This is a genomic window from Streptomyces venezuelae, from assembly GCF_008642295.1.
Taxonomy (GTDB): Bacteria; Actinomycetota; Actinomycetes; order Streptomycetales; family Streptomycetaceae; genus Streptomyces; species Streptomyces venezuelae_C.
In genome coordinates this window covers 2,776,368-2,799,205 of the sequence record NZ_CP029190.1, presented here as the reverse complement: position 1 = coordinate 2,799,205, position 22,838 = coordinate 2,776,368, and the positions used below count along the sequence as shown (strand labels likewise).

The following is a 22,838-nucleotide window of genomic DNA, read 5'->3' as shown; positions in this document are numbered from 1 at the left end:
CCCTAACGGACGCGGTCCCGTTGCGGGGGCGGGCGGGGCGGGTTCGACTCGGGCCATGAGTACCGATCAGCCGCCGCCGGGCGAGCGTCCCGAGGACGACCCGTTCCTCAAGAAGCCCCAGGAACCGACGCCTCCGTCGGGCGGTTCTCCGTACGGCGGTCCGCCGCCGCCCGGTGGTACCCCGCCCGGCGGTCCGCCGCCGCCCCCGGGTGGCGGAGGGTATCCGCCGCCACCGCCGCCGTACGGGGGCGGTGACCCCTACGGGGGAGGCGGAACCGGCGGCTACGGCATGCCCGATCCGCTCGCCGGGATGCCGCCGCTCGCCGACTTCGGCAAGCGGCTCGCCGCCCGGATCGTCGACGCGCTCATCGTCACGGTCCCGCTCTTCCTGATCCAACTGCCCTTCAACACCGACCGGTACACGGTCGAGACGAACGAGGGCGACGACGTCACCCAGATCATCACCCGCTCCTACAACGGCAGCGGACTGATCTGGACCCTGATCGGGATCATCGCGTACGTCGGCTACGACTGGTTCTTCACCAAGAAGAACGGCCAGCCCATCGGCAAGAAGCTGATGGGGCTGCGGGTGGCGATGCTCAACGACGGCAGCGTGCCCTCGTCGAGCGCCTCGCTGAGCCGGGCCGCCGTGCTCTGGATCCCGACCCTGCTGTGCTGCTTCTGCCTGTGGCCGATCGCGCTCATCATCTCGATGCTCGTCGACAAGCCCTACAAGCAGGGCCTGCACGACAAGGTCGCCAAGACGGTGGTGGTCACCGCCACCTAGTGGTGCACAGGATGTTCGGCAGCGACCGCCCGAGGCTCAGGCACCCGGGCGGTCGCAGTCGTTTGTGCGGCAGGAGCGGCTGCCGCAGGTGCCGCCTCGGGTGCTGTCGCAGGTGCTGCCGCAGCCGGAGGCGCCTCGGCCCGCTGCCGGCGCCGCTTCGGCATCGGTACGGTGAGGGCCACCAGCAGACCGAGTGCGAGCGCGGCCGTGGTGATGACGGCGATCCCCGGCCCGGCGCTGGTCTGGGAGAGCAGCAGCATGGCGATCGTCGACACGACCACGGCGGCGGTCCCGTAGGCGAGCTGTGCGACAGTCGGACGCGGCATGGTGGTATCCGTCCTCAAGGCGGAGTGACTCTACGACCGTGAATTCCCGGGCGGTACCGATGGTAAGCGTGACCTGACACACGGTGCCGGGGCACAGGGGGCGCACGGAGTCACGGTTCGCCCCGGAAGTCCCTGATAGTCGGCGGAACGTCCGAATAGCGGAACTGACTGACCGCATAGTGCAGTTGGCCGGGCCAAGTCAAGGTCTGTCTTTTCTCGAGTGTCTCCGGTCAAATAGCGTCACTTGAGACGCGCGCCGCGCGGAACACCCCATTCCTTTGGCGAAGTTCCGACCGTCCATGAGCGGCCGCGGGAGGGGAACGACATCAAGTGACCAGCAATTCCGCAAGAAGACGAGCGCTGCGCGCCACCGCCGTGGCCGTGACCATGGCCGCCACCGCAGCTTCCGGTCTCGCCTTCACCTTCAGCGCCCAGGCCGACGACAAGGGCCCCGGCGCCCCCGTTGCCGACCGCCAGGACCCGACCGCTCCGTCGAAGGCGCACGTCGAGCACGACCTCGAAGGCCCCTTCAGCAAGCAGCAGGAGCAGGCCAAGAAGGCCGCCCTGGAGCAGGTGCTGTCCGGCAAGAAGGACACCGAGCAGCGCGGTGCCTCCAAGGTCGTCAAGCTCGACGACAAGAAGTACGTCGAGCTCGGCCGGGAGAAGACCGACAAGATCTTCACCATTCTCGTCGAGTTCGGTGACCAGGTCGACAACCAGACCATGCACGACCCGGACGGCGCCGACGGCCCCAAGCCGCCGGTGGTCAAGTACGGCGGCACGCCCGGCCCGCTGCACAACAAGATCGCGCAGCCGGACCGCGCCAAGGACAACAGCACGGTCTGGCGCAAGGACTACAACCAGAAGTACTTCCAGGAGCTGTACTTCGGTACCGGCGCCGGCAAGCACTCTCTGAAGACCTACATGGAGAAGACCTCCTCGGGCCGTTACTCGGTCGAGGGCGAGGTCGCCGACTGGGTCAAGGTCCCGTACAACGAGGCCCGTTACGGCTCCAACTACTGCGGCAGCAGCAACTGCGCCAACGTGTGGGACACCGTCCGCGACGGTGTGACCGCCTGGGCCGAGGGCCAGAAGAAGGCGGGCAAGACCGACGCCCAGATCAAGGAGAAGCTGGCCCAGTACGACCTCTGGGACCGCTACGACTTCGACGGCGACGGCAACTTCAACGAGCCCGACGGCTACATCGACCACTTCCAGATCGTCCACGCGGGCGAGGACGAGTCGGCCGGCGGCGGCGTCGAGGGCGCGAACGCGCTGTGGGCGCACCGCTGGTACGCCTACGGCACCAACGCGGGCAAGACCGGCCCGGAGAACAACAAGGCCGGCGGCACCCAGATCGGCAACACCGGCATCTGGGTCGGCGACTACACCATGCAGCCCGAAAACGGCGGCCTCGGTGTCTTCGCCCACGAGTACGCCCACGACCTGGGCCTGCCCGACCTGTACGACACCTCGGGCGGCGGCGAGAACGGCGTCGGCTTCTGGTCCCTGATGTCGGCGGGCTCCTGGCTCGGCGAGGGCAAGGACTCCATAGGCGACATGCCGGGCGACATGACCGCCTGGGACAAGCTGCAGCTCGGCTGGCTGAACTACGACACGGCCAAGGCCGCGACGAAGTCCACGCACAAGCTGGGTGTGGCGGAGTACAACACCAAGGACAAGCAGGCGCTGGTCGTCGAGCTGCCGAAGAAGAAGGTCACCACCGAGGTCGTCGCGCCGGCCGAGGGTTCCGCCCAGTGGTGGAGCAACATGGGTGACGACCTGAAGAACACCCTCACCCGGTCGGTCGACCTGTCCGGCAAGACGTCCGCCGCCCTGTCCCTCAAGGGCTGGTGGGACATCGAGAAGGACTACGACTACCTCTACACCGAGGTGTCCACCGACGGCGGCGCCACCTGGACCGCGCTGGCCGGCACCGCCAACGGCAAGGCCATCCCGGTCGATGCCGCGGGTTCCCCGTCGCTGACCGACGTCTCCGGCGGCTGGCAGGACCTGAACTTCCCGCTGGACGCCTATGCGGGCAAGAAGGTCGACCTCCGGTTCCGCTACCAGACGGACGGCGGCGCGGGCGGCAAGGGCTTCGCGGCCGACGCCATCACCCTGACGGCGGACGGCGCCGCGCTCTTCACCGACGGTGCGGAGAACGGCGACAACGGCTGGACCGGCAAGGGCTTCTCCCGGATCGGCCAGGGCTTCACCAAGGAGTACGCGCAGTACTACCTGGCGGAGAACCGTCGCTATGTCTCGTACGACCGGACCCTCAAGGTCGGCCCGTACAACTTCGGCTTCGCGAACACCCGCCCCGACTGGGTCGAGCACTACCCGTACCAGGACGGCCTGCTGATCTGGCAGTGGGACACCTCGCAGAAGGACAACAACACCAGCGTCCACCCCGGCCAGGGCCTGATCCTGCCGATCGACGCGAACGCCAAGCCCATGAAGTGGGCCGACGGCACCCTGCTGCGGAACAAGATCCAGCCGTACGACGCGACCTTCAGCGCCTACTCGACGGACGCGTTCACCCTGCACAAGAACGGCGAGTCGCTGTTCCTGAAGCCGAAGCCCGCGAACCTGGTCTTCGACGACCGCAAGGGCAAGTACTACTACGACGAGAACCCGACCGGTTCGGTGAAGGTCACTGACACCAACACCAAGATCAAGATCGTCAAGGAGCCGTACGACGGTCTCCAGATGACGGTCGAGGTCGGCCCCTCCTCGAAGTAATTATAAAACCGCAGGTCAGAGCATGATCGGCCGTCGCCCTCTAGCGGGCGGCGGCCGATCGCGTTTAGATGCCGGTGCGAGTGTCTTATTGACACTCCGCTCCGATCTTGTCTCACGGGGGAGATACAGCACATGCCTGGCGGAGGTTTCGTCAAGCTCCCGAACGGGAGCGTCGTGGTCGCCCTGACCCTGCCCAGACCGGTGGCGGACGCGGCCGGCGCGCCGGCCGTCGGCCCGGCCGGCTCGGTCCGCGTACTGGTCCACGCCGTGAACCGGGCCCGCGCCCTGACCAGGCTGCGGAACCTCGGCATGCGCGCCGTCTACCTGCGGGGGAACACCCAGCCGCCGACCCCGGACGAGGTCACGGCGGTGCTCCACCATCCGGACGGGCTGCTCTGGCGGACGGCGCCGGACGACGCGGAGGAGCTGTGGCACCCGATAAGGGCCCTGCTGCGGGGTGCCTGACCGAGGCCCCCGTCGGCCGCTAGGCGGGGTCCTGGCCGCCCGCCACCACCGGGACGCCGGTCAGCTCCACACCGGCCGTCCGGAGCTGCTCCAGCGCCCGCCGGGTGGTGTGCGGGGCCACGCCCGCGGTCAGGTCCAGCAGCACATGGGTGCGGAAGCCGGCGCGGGCGGCGTCGAGGGCGGTGGCCTTCACACAGTGGTCGGTGGCGATCCCGACCACGTCCACCTCGGTGACCTCGCGGTCGCGCAGCCACTGGGTGAGGCCGGTGCCGTTCTCGTCGGTGCCCTCGAAGCCGCTGTAGGCGGCGTCGTACGCCCCCTTGTCGAAGACGGCGGCGACGGCGCCGGAGGCGACGGCGGGCGCGAAGTTCGGATGGAACCCGACGCCCTCCGTGCCGGCCACGCAGTGCACCGGCCAGGAGGTCTCGTAGTCGGGCTCGGCCGGGGGCCGGGCGAAGTGCGATCCGGGGTCGATGTGGTGGTCCCGGGTGGCGACGACATGGCGGTAGCCGGGGGTGGCCTGGCCGATCAGCTCGGTGATCGCGGCGGCGACGTCGGCGCCGCCGGGGACCGCAAGGCTGCCGCCTTCGCAGAAGTCGTTTTGTACGTCGACGACGATCAGTGCGCGGTGCATGGCGCTGTCCTTCGGCTCGATGGCGGCTGGCTGACTGGCTCGCTGTGGCTGACTGGCTGTACGGCCCGACGGTGGCACCCCCTGCGGGACCCTCTTCCCCCGCCCCGCGCCTTCCCGAACCTGCGGCCCCGACCCCTGGCTACACGTACTCCGTCGGGATGACCGCCTCGCCCCGCGACAACTGCGTGGCCGACAGCGGAAGCCCCGCCCGGGCCTCCCGGTGCCGTTCCCGGGCCGCCTCCAGCGGCTCCCGGGCCACGACCTCGCCGCCCTTCACCAGCTGCACCAGCAGCTGTCCGCCCGCCAGCGCCGCCGGCACCGGCCCGGTGCCGATCACCTCCGCCTCGGCCACGCCGTCCGCGTCCCGGCGCCGCGCCGCCCACTTCCGGCCGCCCACCGAGGTCTTCCCGCCGGTGGACTTCTTCGCCACCGGCTGCAGCGGCGCCTTCGGGTCCGCCGAGGTCGCCCGGGCCACCAGCTTGTAGACCATCGAGCAGGTCGGGTGCCCGCTGCCGGTCACCAGCTGGGTGCCCACCCCGTACGCGTCCACCGGCGCCGCCGCCAGCGAGGCGATGGCGTACTCGTCCAGGTCGGAGGTGACCACGATCTTCGTGCCGGTCGCGCCCAGCTCGTCCAGCTGCTGCCGCACCCGGTGCGCGACCAGCAGCAGGTCGCCGGAGTCGATCCGGACCGCGCCCAGCCCGGTGCCGGCCACCTCCACCGCCGTACGGACCGCCTCGGCGACGTCGTAGGTGTCCACCAGAAGAGTGGTTCCGCCGCCCAGCGAGGCCACCTGGGCGGTGAATGCGTCCCGCTCGCTGTCGTGCAGCAGGGTGAATGCGTGCGCCGAGGTGCCGACCGTCGGGATGCCGTACCGGAAGCCGGCCGCCAGGTCCGAGGTGGAGGTGAAGCCGCCCACGTACGCCGCGCGCGAGGCGGCGACCGCCGCCAGCTCGTGGGTGCGCCGGGCACCCATCTCGATCAGCGGCCGGTCGCCGGCCGCGGAGGCCATCCGGGAGGCCGCCGCGGCGATCGCCGAGTCGTGGTTGAGGATCGACAGGATCACGGTCTCCAGCAGCACGCACTCCGCGAAGCTGCCCTCCACCCGCAGGACCGGCGAGCCCGGGAAGTAGACCTCGCCCTCCGGGTAGCCCCAGATGTCGCCCGAGAAGCGGTACGAGGAGAGCCAGTCCAGGGTGCGCATGTCGACCACGGCCCGGTCCCGGAGGAACTCCAGCACCGCGGAGTCGAAGCGGAAGTTCTCCACCGCGTCCAGCACCCGCCCGGTGCCGCCCACGACGCCGTAGCGCCGTCCTTCGGGCAGTCGGCGGGTGAACACCTCGAAGACCGAGCGGCGGTCGGCGGTGCCGTTCGCCAGGGCGGCCTGCAGCATCGTCAGCTCGTAATGGTCCGTGAAGAGCGCTGTCGACGGTACGTCCACCGGCAGGCCCAGGTCCGCAGGGTTCATGGCATGGATGCTAGCACGCATTTCGTCAAACTGACGAGAACTGGGGGGTCCGGCGGCCGGCCGACGGCGCGCGCCGGGGCCCCGTTTGTGCGACGGGCCGGTCACGGTGGCAGCATGGGACAAGTGAGTGTTGCTCCCATTGAGATCGAACGCACCGAATCGGCTGAAGAGACCGCCGCGGTTCCCGAACCGGATGTCCCCTGGGTGACCCTGGTGCACAACGACCCGGTCAACCTCATGAGCTACGTGACGTACGTGTTCCAGGCGTACTTCGGGTATTCCAAGGACATCGCGCACAAACTGATGCTCGACGTCCACCACAAGGGGCGGGCGGTCGTGTCCAGCGGCACCCGCGAGGAAATGGAGCGCGACGTGCAGGCCATGCACGGCTACGGCCTGTGGGCGACCCTCTCCCAGGACCGCAACTGATGGGCGGCACCTTCGCGCCGCTCAAGGGCGGCGGCGCCGCCGTCGCGCTGGACGAGATCGAGATCTCGATCCTGCGCTCCCTCGCCGTCCAGCTGCTGGAGCTGATCGGACCCGGCGAGCCCGAGCCGGCCGCCGATGCCGACCCGCTGGCCGCGCTGTTCGCCTCGGTGGAGGAGGGGCCGACCGAGCCCCCGTCCGACCCGGCGCTGGCCCGGCTGTTCCCGGATGCGTACGGCGGCCCGACCGCCGGGGACGAGGGCGTGGACCCGGCCGAGCTGAAGGCCCGGTCGGCGGAGTTCCGCCGGTTCACCGAGAACGACCTACGCACCCGCAAGCGCGAGGACGCGCTGGCCGTGGTGCACAGCCTGAACGGACTCAGCCCCGCCGGGGACGGCGGGGCCGTGCTGGAGCTCACCGGGGAGCTGCCGCTGCGCTGGCTCGGGGCGCTGAACGACCTGCGCCTGACCATCGCGGCCCGGCTGGAGATCACCGAGGACGAGGAGAGTGCGGAGCTGATGCGGCTGCCGGACGAGGACCCGCGCAAGCCGATGGTGATGGCCTACCTGTGGCTGGGCGGCCTTCAGGAGACCCTCATCGAGACACTCTGAGTTGGTGTTCCGTTCGCTCAGCGGACGCTCAAATCCGGATAACGATCAGATCACCACGTTGTGGTGATCTGTCGTATTTCGGCGTCCTTGATCCACTTTCCCTGTGCCCCACGTCACATTTCGTACCTCCGATCACTCTCAAGCCGTGATAAATCTTCACGACCGCCGACAGGACGCCACCCCTGTCCTCTCGGCGCCGCTTGAACCGGCTGACCGCCGGCGTGCAACTCCAATCCGTATCCGGGGGGATCGAGGACCCGATCCGCAGCCATTCGAAGGCGCGGACCGGCGTGGAGAAAGGCGCACCAAACATGACCTCTGTGCAGGTCGAGAAGAACGAACGGCCGTCCGGCGACGACACGGCAGCCGCAGCCGGCGACGGCTACCACCGCACACTCGGCGCCCGCCAGATCCAGATGATCGCGATCGGCGGAGCCATCGGCACCGGGCTCTTCCTGGGCGCGGGCAAGGCCATCTCGAAGGCCGGCCCGAGCCTGATCCTGGCCTACGCCATCGCGGGCCTGGTCATCTTCTTCATCATGCGGGCCCTGGGCGAGCTGCTCATGTACCGCCCGGTCGCGGGGTCCTTCTCGGACTACGCCCGTGAGTTCATCGGCCCCTTCGCGGGCTTCGTCACCGGCTGGACGTACTGGCTGTTCTGGGTGGTCACGGGCATCACCGAGGTCACCGCGGCAGCGCAGTACATGTCGTACTGGACCCACGAAAGCTTCCCGCAATGGGCCTACGCGCTGATCTTCACGGTGATCCTCTACGGCGCGAACCTGATCTCCGTGAAGCTCTTCGGTGAGCTCGAGTTCTGGTTCTCCATGGTCAAGGTCACCGCCATCGTCGGCATGATCCTGATCTGCGCCGGCATCCTCACCATCGGCTTCTCCGACGCCGCGGACACCGCGACCGTCTCCAACCTGTGGAACGACGGCGGCTTCTTCCCCAAGGGCATCGGCGGCACGCTGATGACCCTGCAGATCGTGATGTTCGCCTTCCTCGCGGTCGAGCTGGTCGGCGTCACCGCCGGCGAGTCCAAGGACCCCGAGAAGACCCTCCCCAAGGCCATCAACACCGTGCCGTGGCGGATCGCCGTCTTCTACGTCGGCGCGCTGATCATGATCCTTTCGGTCGTGCCGTGGACGCACTTCCAGCCGGGCGTCTCGCCCTTCGTCGCCGCCTTCGAGCGGATGGGCCTCGGCGTCGGCGCCGCCATCGTCAACTTCGTGGTGCTCACCGCCGCCCTGTCCTCGTGCAACTCGGGCATGTACTCCACCGGCCGGATGCTGCGCGACCTCGCGATGAACGGCCAGGGCCCGAAGTTCTTCACGCGGCTCACCAAGAACGGCACCCCGCTGCTCGGCACCACCTTCTCGGCCTCGCTGATGCTGGTGGGCGTCTGGATCAACTACGTGGCGCCCGGCAAGGCCTTCGACTACGTGGTCTCCTTCGCCACCATCTCCGGCATGTGGGCCTGGATCATGATCCTGGTCTGCCAGCTGCGCTACCGCGCCAAGGCCGACCGCGGCGAGCTCCCCACGTCCACGTTCCGCGCCCCCGGCGCCCCGTGGACCAGCTGGTTCGCCCTGTTCTTCATCGGCATGGTGATCGTGATGATGGGCGCCGACAAGGACGCCCGGGTCTCGCTGTACTGCGCACCGCTCTGGGGCCTGCTGCTCGCCCTCGGCTACTTCTTCCTGTGGCTCCGCAAGGACCGCACGGCCGAGGTCGCCGGGACCGCGGCCAAGACCGCGAAGGCCGGCCGGAAGGCGTAACCCCACGCAGGCTGCGCCACGCTCCTGTCCAGCATCCGGGCCCTCCCGTACCACTCCTCGGTACGGGAGGGCCCGTCTGCTTATCCTGTCGCTCATGCTGACCCTCACCCAGGCCCTGTACGACCAGATCGTCGAGCACGCCCGCAAGGACCACCCGGACGAGGCGTGCGGCGTCGTGGCCGGCCCGGTGGGCACCGGCCGTCCCGAGCGGTTCATCCCGATGCTCAACGCCGCCCGGTCGCCCACGTTCTACGAATTCGACTCCAAGGACCTGCTCAAGCTCTACCGCGAGATGGACGACCGGGACGAGGAGCCCGTCATCGTCTACCACTCGCACACCGCGACCGAGGCGTACCCCTCGCGCACCGATGTCACGTACGCGAACGAGCCCGGCGCGCACTACGTACTCGTCTCGACGGCGGACACGGACGGCCTGGGCGAGTTCCAATTCCGCTCGTACCGCATCGTGGACGGGGTCATCACCGAGGAAGAAGTGCAGGTCGTGGCCGAGTACTGACCCCGGCCCCGCCCCCGGCCCGCCCACCATGTGAACGTTACGGGTCCGCGATCCGAGACGACACTCCTTTCGGGTGACGGGGAATCGTTACGATGCCCGCATGGTTTCCCACGACGTGAGCATCGAGACGCCCGGCGGCAGGCAGCTGCTGCTCGTGGCGCGGCTGCACGTCGACCTGTGCCGCCTCGCCAGCGCGATCTGTCCCGCTGCCTGAAACGCCGCACCACCCAGCACCAGACGCCCCATCCGCGCGGGGGCGCAGAGCCGCGCGCGCCCCTACGTGACGATTCAGGAGCCAGCCATGGCCATCGAGGTCAGCATCCCCACCATCCTCCGCACCTACACGGACGGCCAGAAGTCCGTGACCGGTGAGGGCGCCACCCTCGCCGACCTCTTCGCCGACCTCGAGACCCGCCACCAGGGCATCGAGGCGCGCATCGTGGACAACGGCCAGCTGCGCCGCTTCGTCAACGTCTACCTCAACGACGAGGACGTCCGCTTCCTCGACGGCATCACCACCAAGCTCACCGACGGCGACAACGTCACGATCCTTCCGGCCGTCGCCGGCGGCTCCAAGTAATGCGCTACGACTCCCCGCTGGCAGCGGTGGGCAACACCCCGCTGGTGCGCCTGCCCCGCCTCTCCCCGTCCGCGGACGTGCGGATCTGGGCGAAGCTGGAGGACCGCAACCCGACCGGCTCGATCAAGGACCGCCCGGCGCTCCACATGGTCGAGCAGGCGGAGAAGGACGGCCGGCTGACCCCCGGCTGCACCATCCTGGAACCCACCTCGGGCAACACCGGGATCTCGCTGGCCATGGCCGCGAGGCTCAAGGGCTACAAGATGGTCTGCGTGATGCCGGAGAACACGTCGCAGGAGCGCCGTGACCTGCTGGCCATGTGGGGAGCCGAGATCATCTCGTCGCCGGCGGCGGGCGGTTCGAACACCGCGGTCCGGGTGGCGAAGGAACTGGCCGCGCAGAACCCGTCCTGGGTGATGCTCTACCAGTACGGCAACCCGGACAACGCGGGCGCGCACTACGCCACGACGGGCCCGGAGATCCTCGCCGACCTCCCCTCCATCACCCACTTCGTGGCGGGCCTGGGCACCACGGGCACGCTGATGGGCGTGGGCCGCTACCTGCGGGAGCACAAGCCGGAGGTCAAGATCGTCGCGGCGGAGCCGCGGTACGACGACCTGGTCTACGGCCTGCGCAACCTGGACGAGGGCTTCGTCCCGGAGCTCTACGACGCGTCGGTCCTGACCTCGCGCTTCTCGGTCGGCTCCGCAGACGCGGTGACCCGGACCCGGGAGCTCCTCCAGCAGGAGGGCATCTTCGCGGGCGTCTCCACGGGCGCGGCGCTGCACGCGGCGATCGGCGTGGGCCGCAAGGCGGTCGCCGCCGGCGAACCGGCGGACATCGTCTTCGTGGTCGCGGACGGCGGCTGGAAGTACCTGTCGACGGGCGTCTACACGGCACCCACGACAGAAGCAGCAATCGCCACCCTCCAGGGCCAACTCTGGGCGTAGCCCTACCCGGGCCGGGGCACCTGGGCCCGGCCTGAGCCCACCCCGGCCTCTGGGCCCTGTGGGCCCGGGCCCACAGGGCACCGGCCCGCCGGCCCCAGCCCGGGCCCGCCCTCGGGGCCCGGCACGGCTGAGCCGCCGCCCGCGACAGGGCGGTGGCCCGCGGGCCGCTGTCGGCCCGGTCCCGGCCTGCTGCCGGGTGGGCGGTGGCACCGCCCGGTTTTGACCCGGCCGGACTGGGCCCCGGGGCTGGGCTCGCCAGACGGCGGCCTGCCGGGCTCAGCCCGGGCCCGGGCCCGTCCTCGGAGCCCGCCCCGGCCGGGCCGCCGCCCGGGACAGGGCGGTGGCCCGCCGGGCCGGCGGACTTGGGCTGGGCTTCGCCCTGTCGGCCTGGCAGGGCCTGAGCCCGGCCCGCCCGCGGCGCGCCGTCGGCCCGGTTGCGCGGGCCCCCGGCCTGCCGGCCGTGCCGCCGCTTACGGGGCGGCGGTGGCCCCGCCTGTCCCCGCCCGCGGTGCCCGCGGTGCTCTGCCCTGTCCGGCCCGGCGCGGTGGTACCGCCCGGTTTTGACCTGGCCCGGCCGGGCACGGCCGGGTCACGGGCTGGGCCCGCTCCGGCCGCTGGGCCTGCCGGCCGAGCCGTCGCCCGCGGCAAGGCGGTGGCTTGCCGAGCCAAGCGGACTGGACTGGGCCCGGGCTGAGCCCGTCCAGGCCCGCGGGGCGCCGTCGGCCCGGTTGCGCGGTTCCGGCCTGCCGGGCCCCCAGCTGGGCTCGGGGCGGGCGAGCCGGCGCCCGCGGCCTGCCGGTCGGCCCGGGGCGGGGCGGCGGGTTCACCCGTTTGGGTCTGCGTGGTCGCCGGGGGCGGCAGCCTGCCGCACGCTCGGAACCGACCGGTTTCCCGCCACAGGAAGGTGGCGCCATGAGCACCACACCGGGCAGTGCATCCCCCGTGACCCCGACCCCCCGCCCCGGCCCCACCAACCCCTGGGCAGCCGGCGGCACGCTGTTCGCCGGCGTCCTGCTGACCGTGATGGGAGTCTTCGCGATCTTCGAAGGCATCGCCGGCATCGCGGAGGACGAGGTCTACCAGCGCGTCGGCGACTACGTCTTCAAAGCCGACCTCACCACCTGGGGCTGGATCCACCTGATCCTCGGCATCCTGGTCCTCATCACCGGCTTCGCCATCCTCAAGGGCGCCGAATGGGGCCGGATCACCGGTATCGTCCTGGCCGCCCTGTCCGCGATCGCGCACTTCCTCTGGCTGCCCTACCAGCCGATCTGGGCGCTCATCGCGATCGCCATCGCCGTCTTCATCATCTGGGCCCTGTGCACCAACCACCCCGAGCAGGAGACGGCCAGGCAGTGAGGCGCCGCCCGGCCGCCAGCCGCGCCCGCCCGTCAGGCGGGCGCGGTGCTCGGCCGGGCAGCCGGGCAGCCGGGCATCGCCTGATGGGCGCTACGACGGCCCCGCCAACACCTCCGCCAGCACCGCCGCATGGCTCTGTCCCGGCTCCTTGACCGCGGTCAGCAGCGTCACCGTCCCCGCCGCGGCCATCGCCCGCAGGTGCGCCAGCGCAGCCTCCGCCTCGGCGCCCGCCCCCGCCAACTCCGCCTCGTACCGGGCCCGGAACTCCTCCCAGGACCCCGCCCCCGAGTGGTACCAGGTCCGCAGCTCCGCGGACGGCGTCAGGACCTTCGGCCATTCGTCGACCCCCGCCTCCGCCTTCGCCAGCCCGCGCGGCCACAGCCGGTCCACCAGCACCCGTACGCCGTCAGCCACCGGGTCCGGTGGCTCGTACACCCGACGCAGCCGGATCATCGCCCGCCTCCCAGTCCCTTCACCTCGTCCCACAGCGCCGGATCCAACTCGCCCACCCGCCGCCGGAACTCCCACACCGACACCTCGATCGGCCGGTCCGCCTCCAGGAATCCGGCGCGGCCGTGGACATCGCCTTCCCCGCCCGGCGGGAGGGGGATCACCCCGGGCCGCTCGTCGTGGTACTTCGTGGTGATCCGCGCGATCCGCGCCCGGTGCGCCCGTACCGACAGCACCAGGCACGGCAGGTCGTCCTCCAGCCGCCAGATCTCGCCCGCCCGGGGCCGAGGCTCGGGTCCCGGTCCGTGCCGCACCCGGGCCGGCGGCGGCGGAGCGGGGTGGCGGCCCGCGACCAGCACGACGAGGGCCACGGCCACCACCGCGGCGACCGCAGGCCACCACGACGTGTCCATGCATCGACCGTAACCGCGCCCGCACCGCAGGGCGCGACAAGACACGGCCGGCGGCACAGCCGACCGCACGGCCGGCCGTGCGGCAACCCGGGGCGGCCCGTCGCTCCCCCGGGTGACACCACAGGTGAGTTCCCCCACAACGGCCTGCCGCGGAGGAGCGACCGGCCGGTTCGCGCCTTACGCTCGACCCACGCACGGCGCCGCGCATCCGTCGCTTCCGTCCACGGACCGTCCACGGAGGTTCCTGCTCCATGAAGCTCACCGTCGTCGGCTGCTCGGGCTCCTTTCCCTCCGCGGAATCGGCCTGCTCGAGCTACCTCGTCGAGGCCGACGGCTTCCGGCTGCTCCTCGACATGGGCAACGGCGCCCTGGGCGAGCTGCAGCGCCACAGCGGCCTCTACGACCTCGACGCGATCTTCCTGAGCCATCTCCACGCCGATCACTGCATCGACATGTGCGGGTACTTCGTGGCCCGCTACTACCGCCACGACGGCGGCCGTTGCGGCACCATCCCGGTCTACGGGCCGGAAGGCACCGAGCGGCGGCTGACCACGGCGTACGAGGACGTGCCGGACGAGCGCGCGATGAGCGAGGTCTTCGACTTCCGCACCCTGAAGTCCGGAGTCTTCGAGATCGGCCCCTTCCAGGTGCGCACCGAACGGGTCGCGCATCCGGTCGAGTCGTACGGCATCCGGGTCGAACACGGCGGCCGGGTGCTGACCTACTCCGGGGACACCGGCGCCTGCGCCGAGCTCGGGCTGCTCGCCGAGGGCGCAGACCTGTTCCTGTGCGAGGCCTCCTTCACGCACGGCAAGGAGGACATCCCGGACCTCCACCTCAACGGCCGCGAGGCCGGGGAGTACGCCCGCAGCGGCAATGTCGGCCGGCTCCTCCTCACCCACATCCCGCCGTGGACCGACCCGGTCCGCAACCTCACCGACGCCCGCGCGGTGTACGACGGCCCGGTCGAGCTGGCATCCCCTGGCGCGGTGTACGAGGTCTAGGCCCGCCCCCCGGTACCCGTACGACGAAGAAGCCCCCGCCCTCCCGAGGGAGAGCGGGGGCTTCGCCGTGCGTACCGGTACAGGCAGGGCCTGACGGCCTACTTGCCTTCGGCCTTCTGGAGTTCGGCGAGCTCCTCGTCGGACTCGCGGCCCGGCGTGGGGAGGTTCCACTTGAGGATCGCGAAGCGGAAGATCGCGTAGTAGACCGCCGCGAAGCAGAGGCCGACCAGGACGAGCATCCAAGGCTTGGTCGCGATACCGAGGTTCAGGAAGAAGTCGATCGCACCGGCGGAGAAGCCGAAGCCGTCCTTCATACCGAGGGCCCAGGTCAGTGCCATCGAGACACCGGTCAGCACGGCGTGCACCGCGTACAGGACCGGGGCGATGAACATGAAGGTGAACTCGATCGGCTCGGTCACACCGGTGACGAAGGCGGTGAGCGCGAGGGAGAGCATCATGCCGCCGACGACCTTGCGGCGCTCGGGGCGGGCGCAGTGGACGATCGCGAGGCAGGCCGCCGGGAGGGCGAACATCATGATCGGGAAGAAGCCGGTCATGAACTGTCCGGCGGTCGGGTCGCCCTCGAGGAAGCGGGCGATGTCGCCGCTCTTGCCGTTGTACTCGCCGGCCTGGAACCAGGGGAAGGAGTTCAGCAGGTGGTGCATGCCGACCGGGATCAGCGCACGGTTGGCGACACCGAAGATGCCCGCGCCGACCGCGCCGGAGCCGACCAGCCACTCACCGAAGCCGTGGATGCCCTTGCCGAGGACCGGCCAGATGTAGCCGAACAGGATGCCGATGAACAGACCCGCGAAGGCGGAGAGGATCGGGACCAGCCGGCGGCCACCGAAGAAGCCCGCCCAGTCCGGCAGCTTGGTGCGGTAGAAGCGCTGGTAGAGCAGCGCGACCACGATGCCCATCACGACTCCGCCGAGGACCTTGGCGTCCACCGGGGCTTCGACCATCGCGATCTTGCCGTCGACGACCTTCGCGACCTTCGGCAGGCTCGGGTCGGTGAAGGTCGCGAGCACCTTCTGGAACACGAGGTAGCCGGTGACGGCCGCGAGCGCGGTCGAGCCGTCCGCCTTCTTGGCGAAGCCGATCGCGATGCCGACGGCGAACAGCAGCGCCATGTTGCCGATGATCGCGTCGCCGCCTGCCGCCATGTAGGTGGCGATCTTGTTGATGAAGTCGGGCAACGAGTCCTTGCCGAGCATGTCGCTCTGGCCGAGGCGGATCAGCAGGGCGCCGGCGGGGAGCACCGCAACGGGGAGCATCAGGCTGCGACCGATGCGCTGCATGACAGCCATCGCGGCGGAGCCCTTCTTCTTCTCGGCCGCCGGGGCAGCGCTAGCCGTGGTCACAACTTCCTCCAGTGGGCAAGGCGCCGCCAGGGGACCTGCTGGAGGGGGGACGGGCGGCGTCTCAGAACGGGGGGTCCACGGCCCGGGCAAGGCGCGTGGTCTACACCATTGCGTGGTGTAGACCAGTTGTAGCACGGCAGGGGTTAGATAAGGAACCTTCGATTTCTTGTGGCCTGGACCACATGCGGTGGGGCGGCCCCGGGTACGCCGGAAGGCCCTCGGAACACAGGTTCCGAGGGCCTTCCGGCGCCGGGTCCAAAGGCCCGCCGCTTCCTGCGGTTTGCGTGCGTCTTCGCCCTATGCCTTGGTGTTCTCCGCCTCCATCGCCGCGATCTCCTCGTCCGATTCCCGGCCCGGCGTCGGGATGTCGAACCTGGTGATCGCGAACCGGAAGATCACGTAATAGACGACGGCGAAGGCGAGGCCGATCGGAATGATCATCCAGGGCTTGGTGGCCAGGCTCCAGTTGATGACGTAGTCGATCAGGCCGGCCGAGAAGCTGAACCCGTCCTTGACCCCCAGGGCCCAGCTCACCGCCATCGACACGCCCGTCAGCAGCGCATGGACCGCGTACAGCGCCGGCGCCACGAAGAGGAAGGAGTACTCCAGCGGCTCCGTGATCCCCGTGACGAAGGAGGTCAGGGCGACCGACAGCATCAGGCCGCCGACCTCCTTGCGGCGCTGCGGCTTCGCGCAGTGCGTCATCGCCAGGGCCGCCGCCGGGAGGGCGAACATCATGATCGGGAAGAAGCCGGTCAGGAACTGGCCCGCGTTCGGGTCGCCACTGAGGAACATGTTGATGTCGCCGTGCACCGTCACCCCGTCCGGCTTGGTGTACGAGCCGAACTGGAACCACACCGGCACATTGAGGAACTGGTGCAGGCCGATCACCAGCAGCGCGCGGTTCGCCACGCCGAAGATGCCCGACCCCCAGGAGCCCAGGCTCACCAGCCAGTCGGAGAAGCTCTCCAGTGCACTGCCCACCGCCGGCCAGACCCACAGGCAGATCGCGGCAAAGCCGATCGCCACGAAGGACATGATGATCGGCACCAGCCGGCGGCCGTTGAAGAAGCCCAGCCAGTCGACCAGCTTCACCCGGTGGTACCGCTGCCAGAACCAGGCGGCCAGCAGGCCCATGACGATGCCGCCGAACACCCCCGGGTTCTGGTACGTGAACCCGGTGAAGGTGCCGGTCGGAGTCAGACAGCCGCCCCCGACGTTCTTCGATCCCAGCGGGCATGCGTTCGGGAAGGCGTGCAGCACCCCCCGGTAGACCAGGAAGCCGGCCGTGGCCGCCAGTGCCGTCGAACCGTCCGCCTTCTTCGCCATGCCGATGGCGACGCCGATGCAGAACAGCAGGGGCAGGCCGAGATCCGGGTCCAGCAGGGCGCCGCCCGCACCCGACATCACCCTGGCCACGACGGTCCAGTCCAGGCCGTCCGCGCCGAACACGTCGGGCTGCCCGAGCCGGGTGATGATGCCCGCCGCGGGCAGGACTGCGATGGGCAGCTGCAGGCTGCGCCCCATCTTCTGGAGCCCCTGGAACAAGCCGTTCCACCACTGCTGCCGTGGCGCTGCGGCGGCGCTGCTCGCGCTCATCTCAGTCCTCCCTGACCGGCCCGTTTTGGCAGTTGGGGCACACTGGTGTAGACCAGTTGTGATGCCGTCACAGATCACCGGCCCGGCGGGCAGGGGACTGCTGATCGTCATCATTCGGTAGACGGCGGACCTGCGCTCGCGAAGTTGGGCCAACCGTGGGCTACCGTGACAAACCAGACCGGTATGCGGGCCGTGCTCGGGCACTCGGGCACTCAGGTACTTCAGGCATTCAGGGAGAACACATGGCCACCAAGGCTGAGAAGATCGTCGCCGGGCTCGGCGGCATCGACAACATCGAAGAGGTCGAGGGCTGCATCACCCGTCTCCGCACCGAGGTCCACGACCCCGAGCTCGTCGACGAGGCCGCCCTGAAGGCCGCCGGCGCCCACGGCGTCGTCAAGATGGGCACCGCGGTCCAGGTCGTCATCGGCACCGACGCCGACCCGATCGCCGGCGAGATCGAAGACATGATGTGAGCTGAGCCCACCGGCTCACCCCGCACGGACGAACAGACCCCGTCCCGGACACCCGGACGGGGTCTTCGCGTACACCCGCGCAGGCTAGGCTCGGAACCATGTCTCGCATTGACGGCCGTACGCCCGAACAGCTCCGCCCGGTCACCATCGAACGCGGATGGAGCAAGCACGCAGAGGGCTCCGTCCTCATCTCCTTCGGTGACACCAAGGTCTTCTGCACCGCCTCCTTCACCGAAGGCGTCCCGCGCTGGCGCAAGGGCAGCGGCGAAGGCTGGGTCACCAGCGAATACTCGATGCTGCCCCGCTCCACCAACACCCGCGGCGACCGCGAGTCCGTCCGCGGCAAGATCGGTGGACGCACCCACGAGATCTCCCGCCTGATCGGACGCTCCCTGCGCGCCGTCATCGACTACAAGGCGCTTGGTGAAAACACCATCGTCCTGGACTGCGATGTCCTCCAGGCCGACGGCGGCACCCGCACCGCCGCCATCACCGGCGCCTACGTCGCCCTCGCCGACGCCGTCGCCTGGGGACAGTCCAAGAAGCTGATCAAGGCCGGCCGCAAGCCGCTCACCGGCACCGTCGCCGCCGTCAGCGTGGGCATCGTCGACGGCGTCCCGCTCCTCGACCTCTGCTACGAGGAGGACGTCCGCGCCGAGACCGACATGAACGTGGTCTGCACCGGCGACGGCCGTTTCGTCGAGGTCCAGGGCACCGCCGAGGGCGAGCCCTTCGACCGCAAGGAACTCAACGCCCTCCTGGACCTCGCGGCCGGCGGCTGCGCGGACCTGGAGGCCATCCAGCTGCACGCACTGGAAGCCTGAGGCGCTCCACGCCCGGAGCCCGGAGCCTCAGGCCCGGATCCGTAGACCGGAAGCCGGAAGCAGCCCGGAGCCGGAAGCAACCAGGGGCGCCCTTGCCGGCGTCTCAGCGGGTACGGGCGTACGGGGTGAAAGCCGTACGCCCGTCCACGCATCCACACCCGAGGGGAAGCCGTACCGATGCAGAAGCACCACCGCGCAGCAGCCCTGGCCCTGGCCGCGGTCCTGACCATTCCCGGCCTCGCGGCGTGCGACGCGATCTCGACCGCACTGGACTGCGCGAGCACGGCGGTGGCCATCACGGACGGCGCCAACGACCTCCAGCAGGCTATATCCAACTCCACCAACGGCCCCGAGGAAGCGAAGAAGGCCCTCGACCAGATCGAGGACAACCTCAAGAAGATCGGCGACCGGACCGACAACACGGACCTGGGCAAGGCCATCGACTCGATGAACACGGCCGTCACGAACGTCCGCACCGCCATCGACTCGGGCGACGCCACCCCGGACATCAAGCCCGTCGCCGATGCCGCCGCAGAGCTCTCCAAGGTCTGCACTCCCTGACCCTGGATAATCGGTGACCATGACCCGCCTGATCCTCGCGACCCGCAACGCGGGCAAAGTCACCGAACTCCGCGCCATCCTGTCCGACGCCGGCCTGCCGCACGAGCTGGTCGGCGCGGACGCCTACCCCGAGATCCCGGACGTCAAGGAAACGGGCGTCACCTTCGCGGAGAACGCCCTGCTGAAGGCCCACGCCCTCGCCCGGGCCACCGGCCTGCCCGCCATCGCCGACGACTCGGGGCTCTGCGTGGACGTCCTGAACGGCGCCCCCGGCATCTTCTCGGCCCGCTGGGCCGGCCGCCACGGCGACGACGCCGCGAACCTGTCACTGCTGCTGGCCCAGCTCTCCGACATCGAGGCCCCGCACCGCGGCGCCCACTTCGCCTGCGCCGCCGCGCTCGCCCTGCCGGACGGCACGGAACGCGTGGTCGAGGGCCGCCTCCCGGGCACCCTCCGCCACACCCCGGCGGGCTCGGGCGGCTTCGGCTACGACCCGATCCTCCAGCCGGAGGGGGAGGCGCGGACGTGCGCGGAGATGACGGCGGCGGAGAAGAACGCGATCTCCCACCGGGGGAAGGCGTTCCGCGCCCTGGTCCCGGTGGTCCGCGAACTCCTGGGCTGAGGCGCCTATGACCACGGCCGGTCACCTCTGCGGAGGTGACCGGCCGTTGCTGTGGGCCCGGTGGGACTCGAACCCACGACATACCGGATCTAAACCGGCATCCTCTAGCCAGCTGGGATACGGGCCCGCGCCCTTACTGTACTGGGCGGCGGGTCCCTCCCCGGCACCAGGTGCTCGTGATCGCATGGCAGTTGGGACACAGCAACCGCAGGTTTTCGCGGCGGTCGTCACTCCAGTCGCCATTGATGTGGTCGACCTCCAGAGTCATGGGCCGCCCGTGCCATTCGGGCGGCGTGCCACACCCCTGACACGTGTCGGGAACGCCTGCTTCTCGTAGTGCCCGGCGCAAGACCTTGGCAGCGGTGCGCCGTCGGCCCTCGTGGCGCACGAGTACGTCTTCGGGGCGGCGGGCCTGGACGGGTCCCGGCCTTCCGCGCTGATGTGCCTGCCCCAGGAAGTGCGAGGTGTCCAGTCCGGCTCCGTGGATCCATGCCTTCAGCGAGTCCTTCCAGCCCTGGGTGGAAGGCAGATTGAGGCGCCGCAGCGTCTCGGCCGGCGACCGCGAGGCGGCAACTGCTTCGCGGAGCAGTGCCTCATCCGGCCTTTCATGGCGCCTGTAGCGCCGCCGCTTCACATGGAAGACATCCATCCCGTAGCGGGTCGCGCCGGCTGTCATCGACGGCCTCCGGCGCGGCCCCGGTATGTGTCCGTCGCGGAGTGGCAGTTCGGGCACAGGAAGCGCAGGTTGTGGGCACGGTTGTTGCGCCAGTCGCCGTCGATGTGGTCCACCTCCAGAGGGAGGGGCTCCCCTTGCCAGGTGGCCTCGATGCCGCACTGGGCGCAGCGCTCCTCGCGACCTGTCTCCAGGAGCGCCCGCCGGAGCCGGGAGCCCGGTGCTCTGGTGGCGGTCGGCGATCGGTCCTCGCGCAGGATCTCCTCGGCGGAGCGGCGACGGCGGTTGTCCCGCGTGCGCTCGGTCCTGAGGGGCCGGGCGAAGTGTGAGATGTCGATGCCGAACGCCTTCACCTTGCGGCTGATGTGGGTGTGATGGCCGCCCACGACGTCCAGGCCCAGCCGCCGGAGCACCTCGCACATGCTCGTCGACGCCGCGACGGCCTCCGCCAGGACCTCCCTCGTCCACTTCACTCCCTCGCGCTCGAAGTGGCCTGTCTCCACCCCGAGCTTCCGCATGCGGTCGTGCAGGTACCGCCGACGTGACGGGTTCCCCGGCTCCACGCCCAGTTTCTCCAGCGCCTCGCTCAGCGTCCGCGACGCCGCTGCCGCCTCCGCCAGGCGCTCCTTCGTGTACGGGCTCACCGGCATCCCAGGCCCCCCATCCGTTGTCGGCCGTGCGTGCGGCCCTCGTATGGAGTAACGGGCCGATGGGCCGACCGTCACGGGTGGTTTCGTCCGATAAGCGGAGCGGCCCGCACCGTGTTCGGTGCGGGCCGCGGCCGGAAGGGGGTCGGGTCAGATGCCCAGGTCCTTGATGATCTTGGCTACGTGGCCCGTCGCCTTCACGTTGTAGAGGGCGCGCTCGACCTTCCCCTCCTCGTCCACGATCACCGTGGACCGGATCACGCCCGTCACCGTCTTGCCGTACAGCTTCTTCTCGCCGAAGGCCCCGTACGCCTCCAGGACCTTCTTCTCCGGGTCGCCGACCAGGGTGACCTTCAGGTGCTCCTTCTCGCGGAACTTCGCCAGCTTCTCCGGCTTGTCCGGAGAGACGCCGATGACGTCGTAGCCGGCGCCCGCCAGCACCTCCAGGTTGTCCGTGAAGTCGCAGGCCTGCTTGGTGCAGCCCGGGGTCAGTGCGGCCGGGTAGAAGTACACGATCACCTTGCGGCCGAGGTGGTCGGCGAGCGAGATCTCGTTGCCGTCCGCGTCGGGCAGGGTGAAGGCCGGGGCGGGGTCGCCGGGCTGGAGTCGCTCGCTCATGTTCACAGTCTCCTCGGGAGGGGATCGGTACCCGACGAGACTAAGCTGACAGACTGTCCACGAAGGACCATGCCCACAGACGACCACGGAGGCAGCGCGGTGTCGGACGTCAGGACCCCAGCGCAGATCGAGGCGGACATCGTCCGCCGGCGCGAGCAGCTCGCCGAGACGCTCGACGAGATCGGCGTGCGCATGCACCCGAAGACGATCATCGGGGATGCCAAGGCCAAGGTCGCCTCGCATGTGGACCACGCCGCCGGCCGGGCCATCGGCACCGTGAACCGCCTGGTCGCGGAGGTCAAGGGCGGGCTGTGCACCGAAACCGGCGAGCCGCGGCTCGAGCGGATCGTGCCGGTGGCGCTGCTCGCCGTCGGGGTGGTCGGGCTGCTGGCCGTGTCGGCCCGCCGCAGGCGCGGCTGACCGGGGCGGGTAGGTTCACAGACGTGAGCGAGAACCACAACCACGACAAGCTGCCCATCCGGATGCTGCACGACCGGGTGCTCGTGCGGTCCGATACGCCCGAGGGCGAGCGCCGCTCCGGCGGCGGCATCCTCATTCCGGCCACGGCCGCGGTGGGCAAGCGGCTGGCCTGGGCCGAGGTGGTTGCGGTCGGGCAGAACGTCCGGACCGTGGAGCCCGGTGACCGGGTCCTGTACGACCCCGAGGACCGGGCCGAGGTCGAGGTGCGGGGCGCGACGTACGTGCTGATGCGCGAGCGGGACCTGCACGCGGTGGCCGCGGAGCGGCTGGAGGGGTCCGAGGATTCCACCGGGCTGTATCTGTAGCCATCTGTAGCCGCCGTAGCGAATTGTCCGGAAAGGGCTGGTGACTCCCGTCACCAGCCCTTTTTGCCTGTTCTTTGCTACGGTGGGGGCGTACCCCGACGAGACGCGCCGTACCGGGTCAGGCAAAGACGACGCACCCCGTATCCGCTCCCG

At 70.0% G+C, this 22,838-nt stretch carries 28 protein-coding genes, 1 tRNA gene and 1 riboswitch; of the genes, 18 read left to right on the top strand and 11 right to left on the bottom strand.

What is annotated here, in order from left to right; translation table 11 throughout:
- Positions 1 to 55 precede the first annotated feature (55 nt).
- Positions 56 to 787 carry an RDD family protein gene (locus tag DEJ50_RS12175; protein WP_150207799.1) on the top strand — a complete coding sequence of 244 codons (732 nt, stop codon included), beginning with the start codon at positions 56 to 58 and terminating at the stop codon, positions 785 to 787.
- On the opposite strand, the gene DEJ50_RS12170 is transcribed toward DEJ50_RS12175, so the two are convergent.
- A complete protein-coding gene (locus DEJ50_RS12170) occupies positions 784 to 1,113 on the bottom strand; it encodes a hypothetical protein (protein WP_150207798.1) in 330 nt (109 codons plus the stop codon). The genes DEJ50_RS12175 and DEJ50_RS12170 overlap by 4 nt on opposite strands.
- Positions 1,114 to 1,500: 387 nt before the next feature.
- On the opposite strand from DEJ50_RS12170, the gene DEJ50_RS12165 reads away from it, so the two are divergent.
- On the top strand, positions 1,501 to 3,858 hold the full coding sequence (locus tag DEJ50_RS12165) for an immune inhibitor A domain-containing protein (protein ID WP_150212078.1): 2,358 nt from the start codon (positions 1,501 to 1,503) through the stop codon (positions 3,856 to 3,858).
- 132 nt (positions 3,859 to 3,990) lie between these two features.
- Complete coding sequence (locus DEJ50_RS12160) at positions 3,991 to 4,323, top strand: hypothetical protein (RefSeq protein WP_150207796.1); 333 nt, start codon at positions 3,991 to 3,993, stop codon at positions 4,321 to 4,323.
- Positions 4,324 to 4,342: 19 nt separating this feature from the next.
- On the opposite strand, the gene DEJ50_RS12155 is transcribed toward DEJ50_RS12160, so the two are convergent.
- Both DEJ50_RS12155 and DEJ50_RS12150 read right to left on the bottom strand, forming a co-directional pair.
- A complete protein-coding gene (locus DEJ50_RS12155) occupies positions 4,343 to 4,957 on the bottom strand; it encodes a nicotinamidase (protein ID WP_150207794.1) in 615 nt (204 codons plus the stop codon).
- 139 nt (positions 4,958 to 5,096) lie between these two features.
- Positions 5,097 to 6,425, bottom strand: coding sequence for a nicotinate phosphoribosyltransferase (locus tag DEJ50_RS12150; protein WP_150207792.1), 1,329 nt, complete (start codon positions 6,423 to 6,425; stop codon positions 5,097 to 5,099).
- Between the two features lie 114 nt (positions 6,426 to 6,539).
- Between DEJ50_RS12150 and clpS the strand changes: the two genes are divergently transcribed.
- The 8 genes from clpS (at position 6,540) to DEJ50_RS12110 (ending at position 12,649) form a co-directional block, all read left to right on the top strand.
- On the top strand, positions 6,540 to 6,854 hold the full coding sequence (clpS, locus tag DEJ50_RS12145) for an ATP-dependent Clp protease adapter ClpS (RefSeq protein ID WP_150207790.1): 315 nt from the start codon (positions 6,540 to 6,542) through the stop codon (positions 6,852 to 6,854).
- The gene (locus tag DEJ50_RS12140; RefSeq protein WP_150207788.1) at positions 6,854 to 7,462 is read left to right on the top strand and encodes a DUF2017 domain-containing protein; all 609 of its coding nucleotides are present in this window, start codon (positions 6,854 to 6,856) and stop codon (positions 7,460 to 7,462) included. Before clpS ends, DEJ50_RS12140 begins: the two co-directional genes overlap by 1 nt.
- 311 nt (positions 7,463 to 7,773) lie before the next feature.
- Positions 7,774 to 9,243 carry an amino acid permease gene (locus DEJ50_RS12135; protein ID WP_150207786.1) on the top strand — a complete coding sequence of 490 codons (1,470 nt, stop codon included), beginning with the start codon at positions 7,774 to 7,776 and terminating at the stop codon, positions 9,241 to 9,243.
- A gap of 94 nt (positions 9,244 to 9,337) precedes the next feature.
- Positions 9,338 to 9,760, top strand: coding sequence for a Mov34/MPN/PAD-1 family protein (locus DEJ50_RS12130; RefSeq protein WP_150207784.1), 423 nt, complete (start codon positions 9,338 to 9,340; stop codon positions 9,758 to 9,760).
- Between the two features lie 100 nt (positions 9,761 to 9,860).
- On the top strand, positions 9,861 to 9,974 hold the full coding sequence (locus DEJ50_RS35405) for a putative leader peptide (RefSeq protein ID WP_150207782.1): 114 nt from the start codon (positions 9,861 to 9,863) through the stop codon (positions 9,972 to 9,974).
- A gap of 87 nt (positions 9,975 to 10,061) precedes the next feature.
- Positions 10,062 to 10,340: a MoaD/ThiS family protein gene (locus DEJ50_RS12120; RefSeq protein ID WP_150207780.1), complete on the top strand. Its 279-nt coding sequence runs from the start codon at positions 10,062 to 10,064 to the stop codon at positions 10,338 to 10,340.
- Entirely contained in the window at positions 10,340 to 11,290 is a 951-nt protein-coding gene (locus tag DEJ50_RS12115; RefSeq protein WP_150207778.1) for a PLP-dependent cysteine synthase family protein, read from the top strand. The genes DEJ50_RS12120 and DEJ50_RS12115 overlap by 1 nt, the downstream gene beginning before the upstream one ends.
- Before the next feature lie 912 nt (positions 11,291 to 12,202).
- Positions 12,203 to 12,649, top strand: coding sequence for a hypothetical protein (locus DEJ50_RS12110; protein WP_150207776.1), 447 nt, complete (start codon positions 12,203 to 12,205; stop codon positions 12,647 to 12,649).
- A gap of 90 nt (positions 12,650 to 12,739) precedes the next feature.
- On the opposite strand, the gene DEJ50_RS12105 is transcribed toward DEJ50_RS12110, so the two are convergent.
- Positions 12,740 to 13,102 (bottom strand): DUF488 domain-containing protein, encoded by a 363-nt coding sequence (locus tag DEJ50_RS12105; RefSeq protein ID WP_150207774.1) that lies wholly within the window; start codon positions 13,100 to 13,102, stop codon positions 12,740 to 12,742.
- The gene (locus DEJ50_RS12100) at positions 13,099 to 13,512 is read right to left on the bottom strand and encodes a hypothetical protein (RefSeq protein WP_150207772.1); all 414 of its coding nucleotides are present in this window, start codon (positions 13,510 to 13,512) and stop codon (positions 13,099 to 13,101) included. Before DEJ50_RS12100 ends, DEJ50_RS12105 begins: the two co-directional genes overlap by 4 nt.
- Before the next feature lie 251 nt (positions 13,513 to 13,763).
- Here DEJ50_RS12100 and DEJ50_RS12095 point away from each other — a divergent pair, with 251 nt between their 5' ends.
- Positions 13,764 to 14,516, top strand: coding sequence for an MBL fold metallo-hydrolase (locus DEJ50_RS12095; protein WP_150207770.1), 753 nt, complete (start codon positions 13,764 to 13,766; stop codon positions 14,514 to 14,516).
- A gap of 98 nt (positions 14,517 to 14,614) precedes the next feature.
- On the opposite strand, the gene DEJ50_RS12090 is transcribed toward DEJ50_RS12095, so the two are convergent.
- Together DEJ50_RS12090 and DEJ50_RS12085 are read right to left on the bottom strand one after the other, a co-directional pair.
- Positions 14,615 to 15,880: a PTS transporter subunit EIIC gene (locus DEJ50_RS12090; protein ID WP_150207768.1), complete on the bottom strand. Its 1,266-nt coding sequence runs from the start codon at positions 15,878 to 15,880 to the stop codon at positions 14,615 to 14,617.
- 297 nt (positions 15,881 to 16,177) lie between these two features.
- Positions 16,178 to 17,479 (bottom strand): PTS transporter subunit EIIC, encoded by a 1,302-nt coding sequence (locus DEJ50_RS12085; RefSeq protein ID WP_150207764.1) that lies wholly within the window; start codon positions 17,477 to 17,479, stop codon positions 16,178 to 16,180.
- 227 nt (positions 17,480 to 17,706) lie between these two features.
- Here DEJ50_RS12085 and DEJ50_RS12080 point away from each other — a divergent pair, with 227 nt between their 5' ends.
- From DEJ50_RS12080 to rdgB, 4 genes are all read left to right on the top strand, one after another.
- Positions 17,707 to 17,955 carry a glucose PTS transporter subunit EIIB gene (locus tag DEJ50_RS12080; protein WP_223838098.1) on the top strand — a complete coding sequence of 83 codons (249 nt, stop codon included), beginning with the start codon at positions 17,707 to 17,709 and terminating at the stop codon, positions 17,953 to 17,955.
- A gap of 98 nt (positions 17,956 to 18,053) precedes the next feature.
- Positions 18,054 to 18,779 (top strand): ribonuclease PH, encoded by a 726-nt coding sequence (gene rph, locus DEJ50_RS12075; RefSeq protein WP_150207761.1) that lies wholly within the window; start codon positions 18,054 to 18,056, stop codon positions 18,777 to 18,779.
- Between the two features lie 177 nt (positions 18,780 to 18,956).
- Positions 18,957 to 19,340 (top strand): hypothetical protein, encoded by a 384-nt coding sequence (locus tag DEJ50_RS12070; protein ID WP_150207759.1) that lies wholly within the window; start codon positions 18,957 to 18,959, stop codon positions 19,338 to 19,340.
- A gap of 19 nt (positions 19,341 to 19,359) precedes the next feature.
- A complete protein-coding gene (gene rdgB, locus DEJ50_RS12065) occupies positions 19,360 to 19,962 on the top strand; it encodes an RdgB/HAM1 family non-canonical purine NTP pyrophosphatase (protein ID WP_150207757.1) in 603 nt (200 codons plus the stop codon).
- Positions 19,963 to 20,014: 52 nt separating this feature from the next.
- Here rdgB and DEJ50_RS12060 read toward each other — a convergent pair.
- The 4 genes from DEJ50_RS12060 to bcp all read right to left on the bottom strand — a co-directional run bounded on the left by DEJ50_RS12060 (position 20,015) and on the right by bcp (position 21,900).
- A tRNA-Leu gene (locus DEJ50_RS12060) sits at positions 20,015 to 20,089 on the bottom strand.
- A 6-nt stretch (positions 20,090 to 20,095) separates the two neighbouring features.
- Positions 20,096 to 20,611, bottom strand: coding sequence for an HNH endonuclease (locus DEJ50_RS12055; protein WP_223838097.1), 516 nt, complete (start codon positions 20,609 to 20,611; stop codon positions 20,096 to 20,098).
- A 23-nt stretch (positions 20,612 to 20,634) separates the two neighbouring features.
- Entirely contained in the window at positions 20,635 to 21,285 is a 651-nt protein-coding gene (locus DEJ50_RS12050; RefSeq protein ID WP_150207753.1) for an HNH endonuclease signature motif containing protein, read from the bottom strand.
- Positions 21,286 to 21,432: 147 nt separating this feature from the next.
- Positions 21,433 to 21,900, bottom strand: a complete 468-nt coding sequence (bcp, locus tag DEJ50_RS12045; RefSeq protein WP_150207751.1) for a thioredoxin-dependent thiol peroxidase — start codon at positions 21,898 to 21,900, stop codon at positions 21,433 to 21,435.
- Between the two features lie 69 nt (positions 21,901 to 21,969).
- Between bcp and DEJ50_RS12040 the strand changes: the two genes are divergently transcribed.
- Both DEJ50_RS12040 and DEJ50_RS12035 read left to right on the top strand, forming a co-directional pair.
- Positions 21,970 to 22,320 (top strand): DUF3618 domain-containing protein, encoded by a 351-nt coding sequence (locus tag DEJ50_RS12040; protein ID WP_150207749.1) that lies wholly within the window; start codon positions 21,970 to 21,972, stop codon positions 22,318 to 22,320.
- Positions 22,321 to 22,343: 23 nt separating this feature from the next.
- A complete protein-coding gene (locus DEJ50_RS12035; RefSeq protein ID WP_150207748.1) occupies positions 22,344 to 22,685 on the top strand; it encodes a GroES family chaperonin in 342 nt (113 codons plus the stop codon).
- A 71-nt stretch (positions 22,686 to 22,756) separates the two neighbouring features.
- Positions 22,757 to 22,823: riboswitch (guanidine-III (ykkC-III) riboswitch) on the top strand.
- Positions 22,824 to 22,838 lie beyond the last annotated feature (15 nt).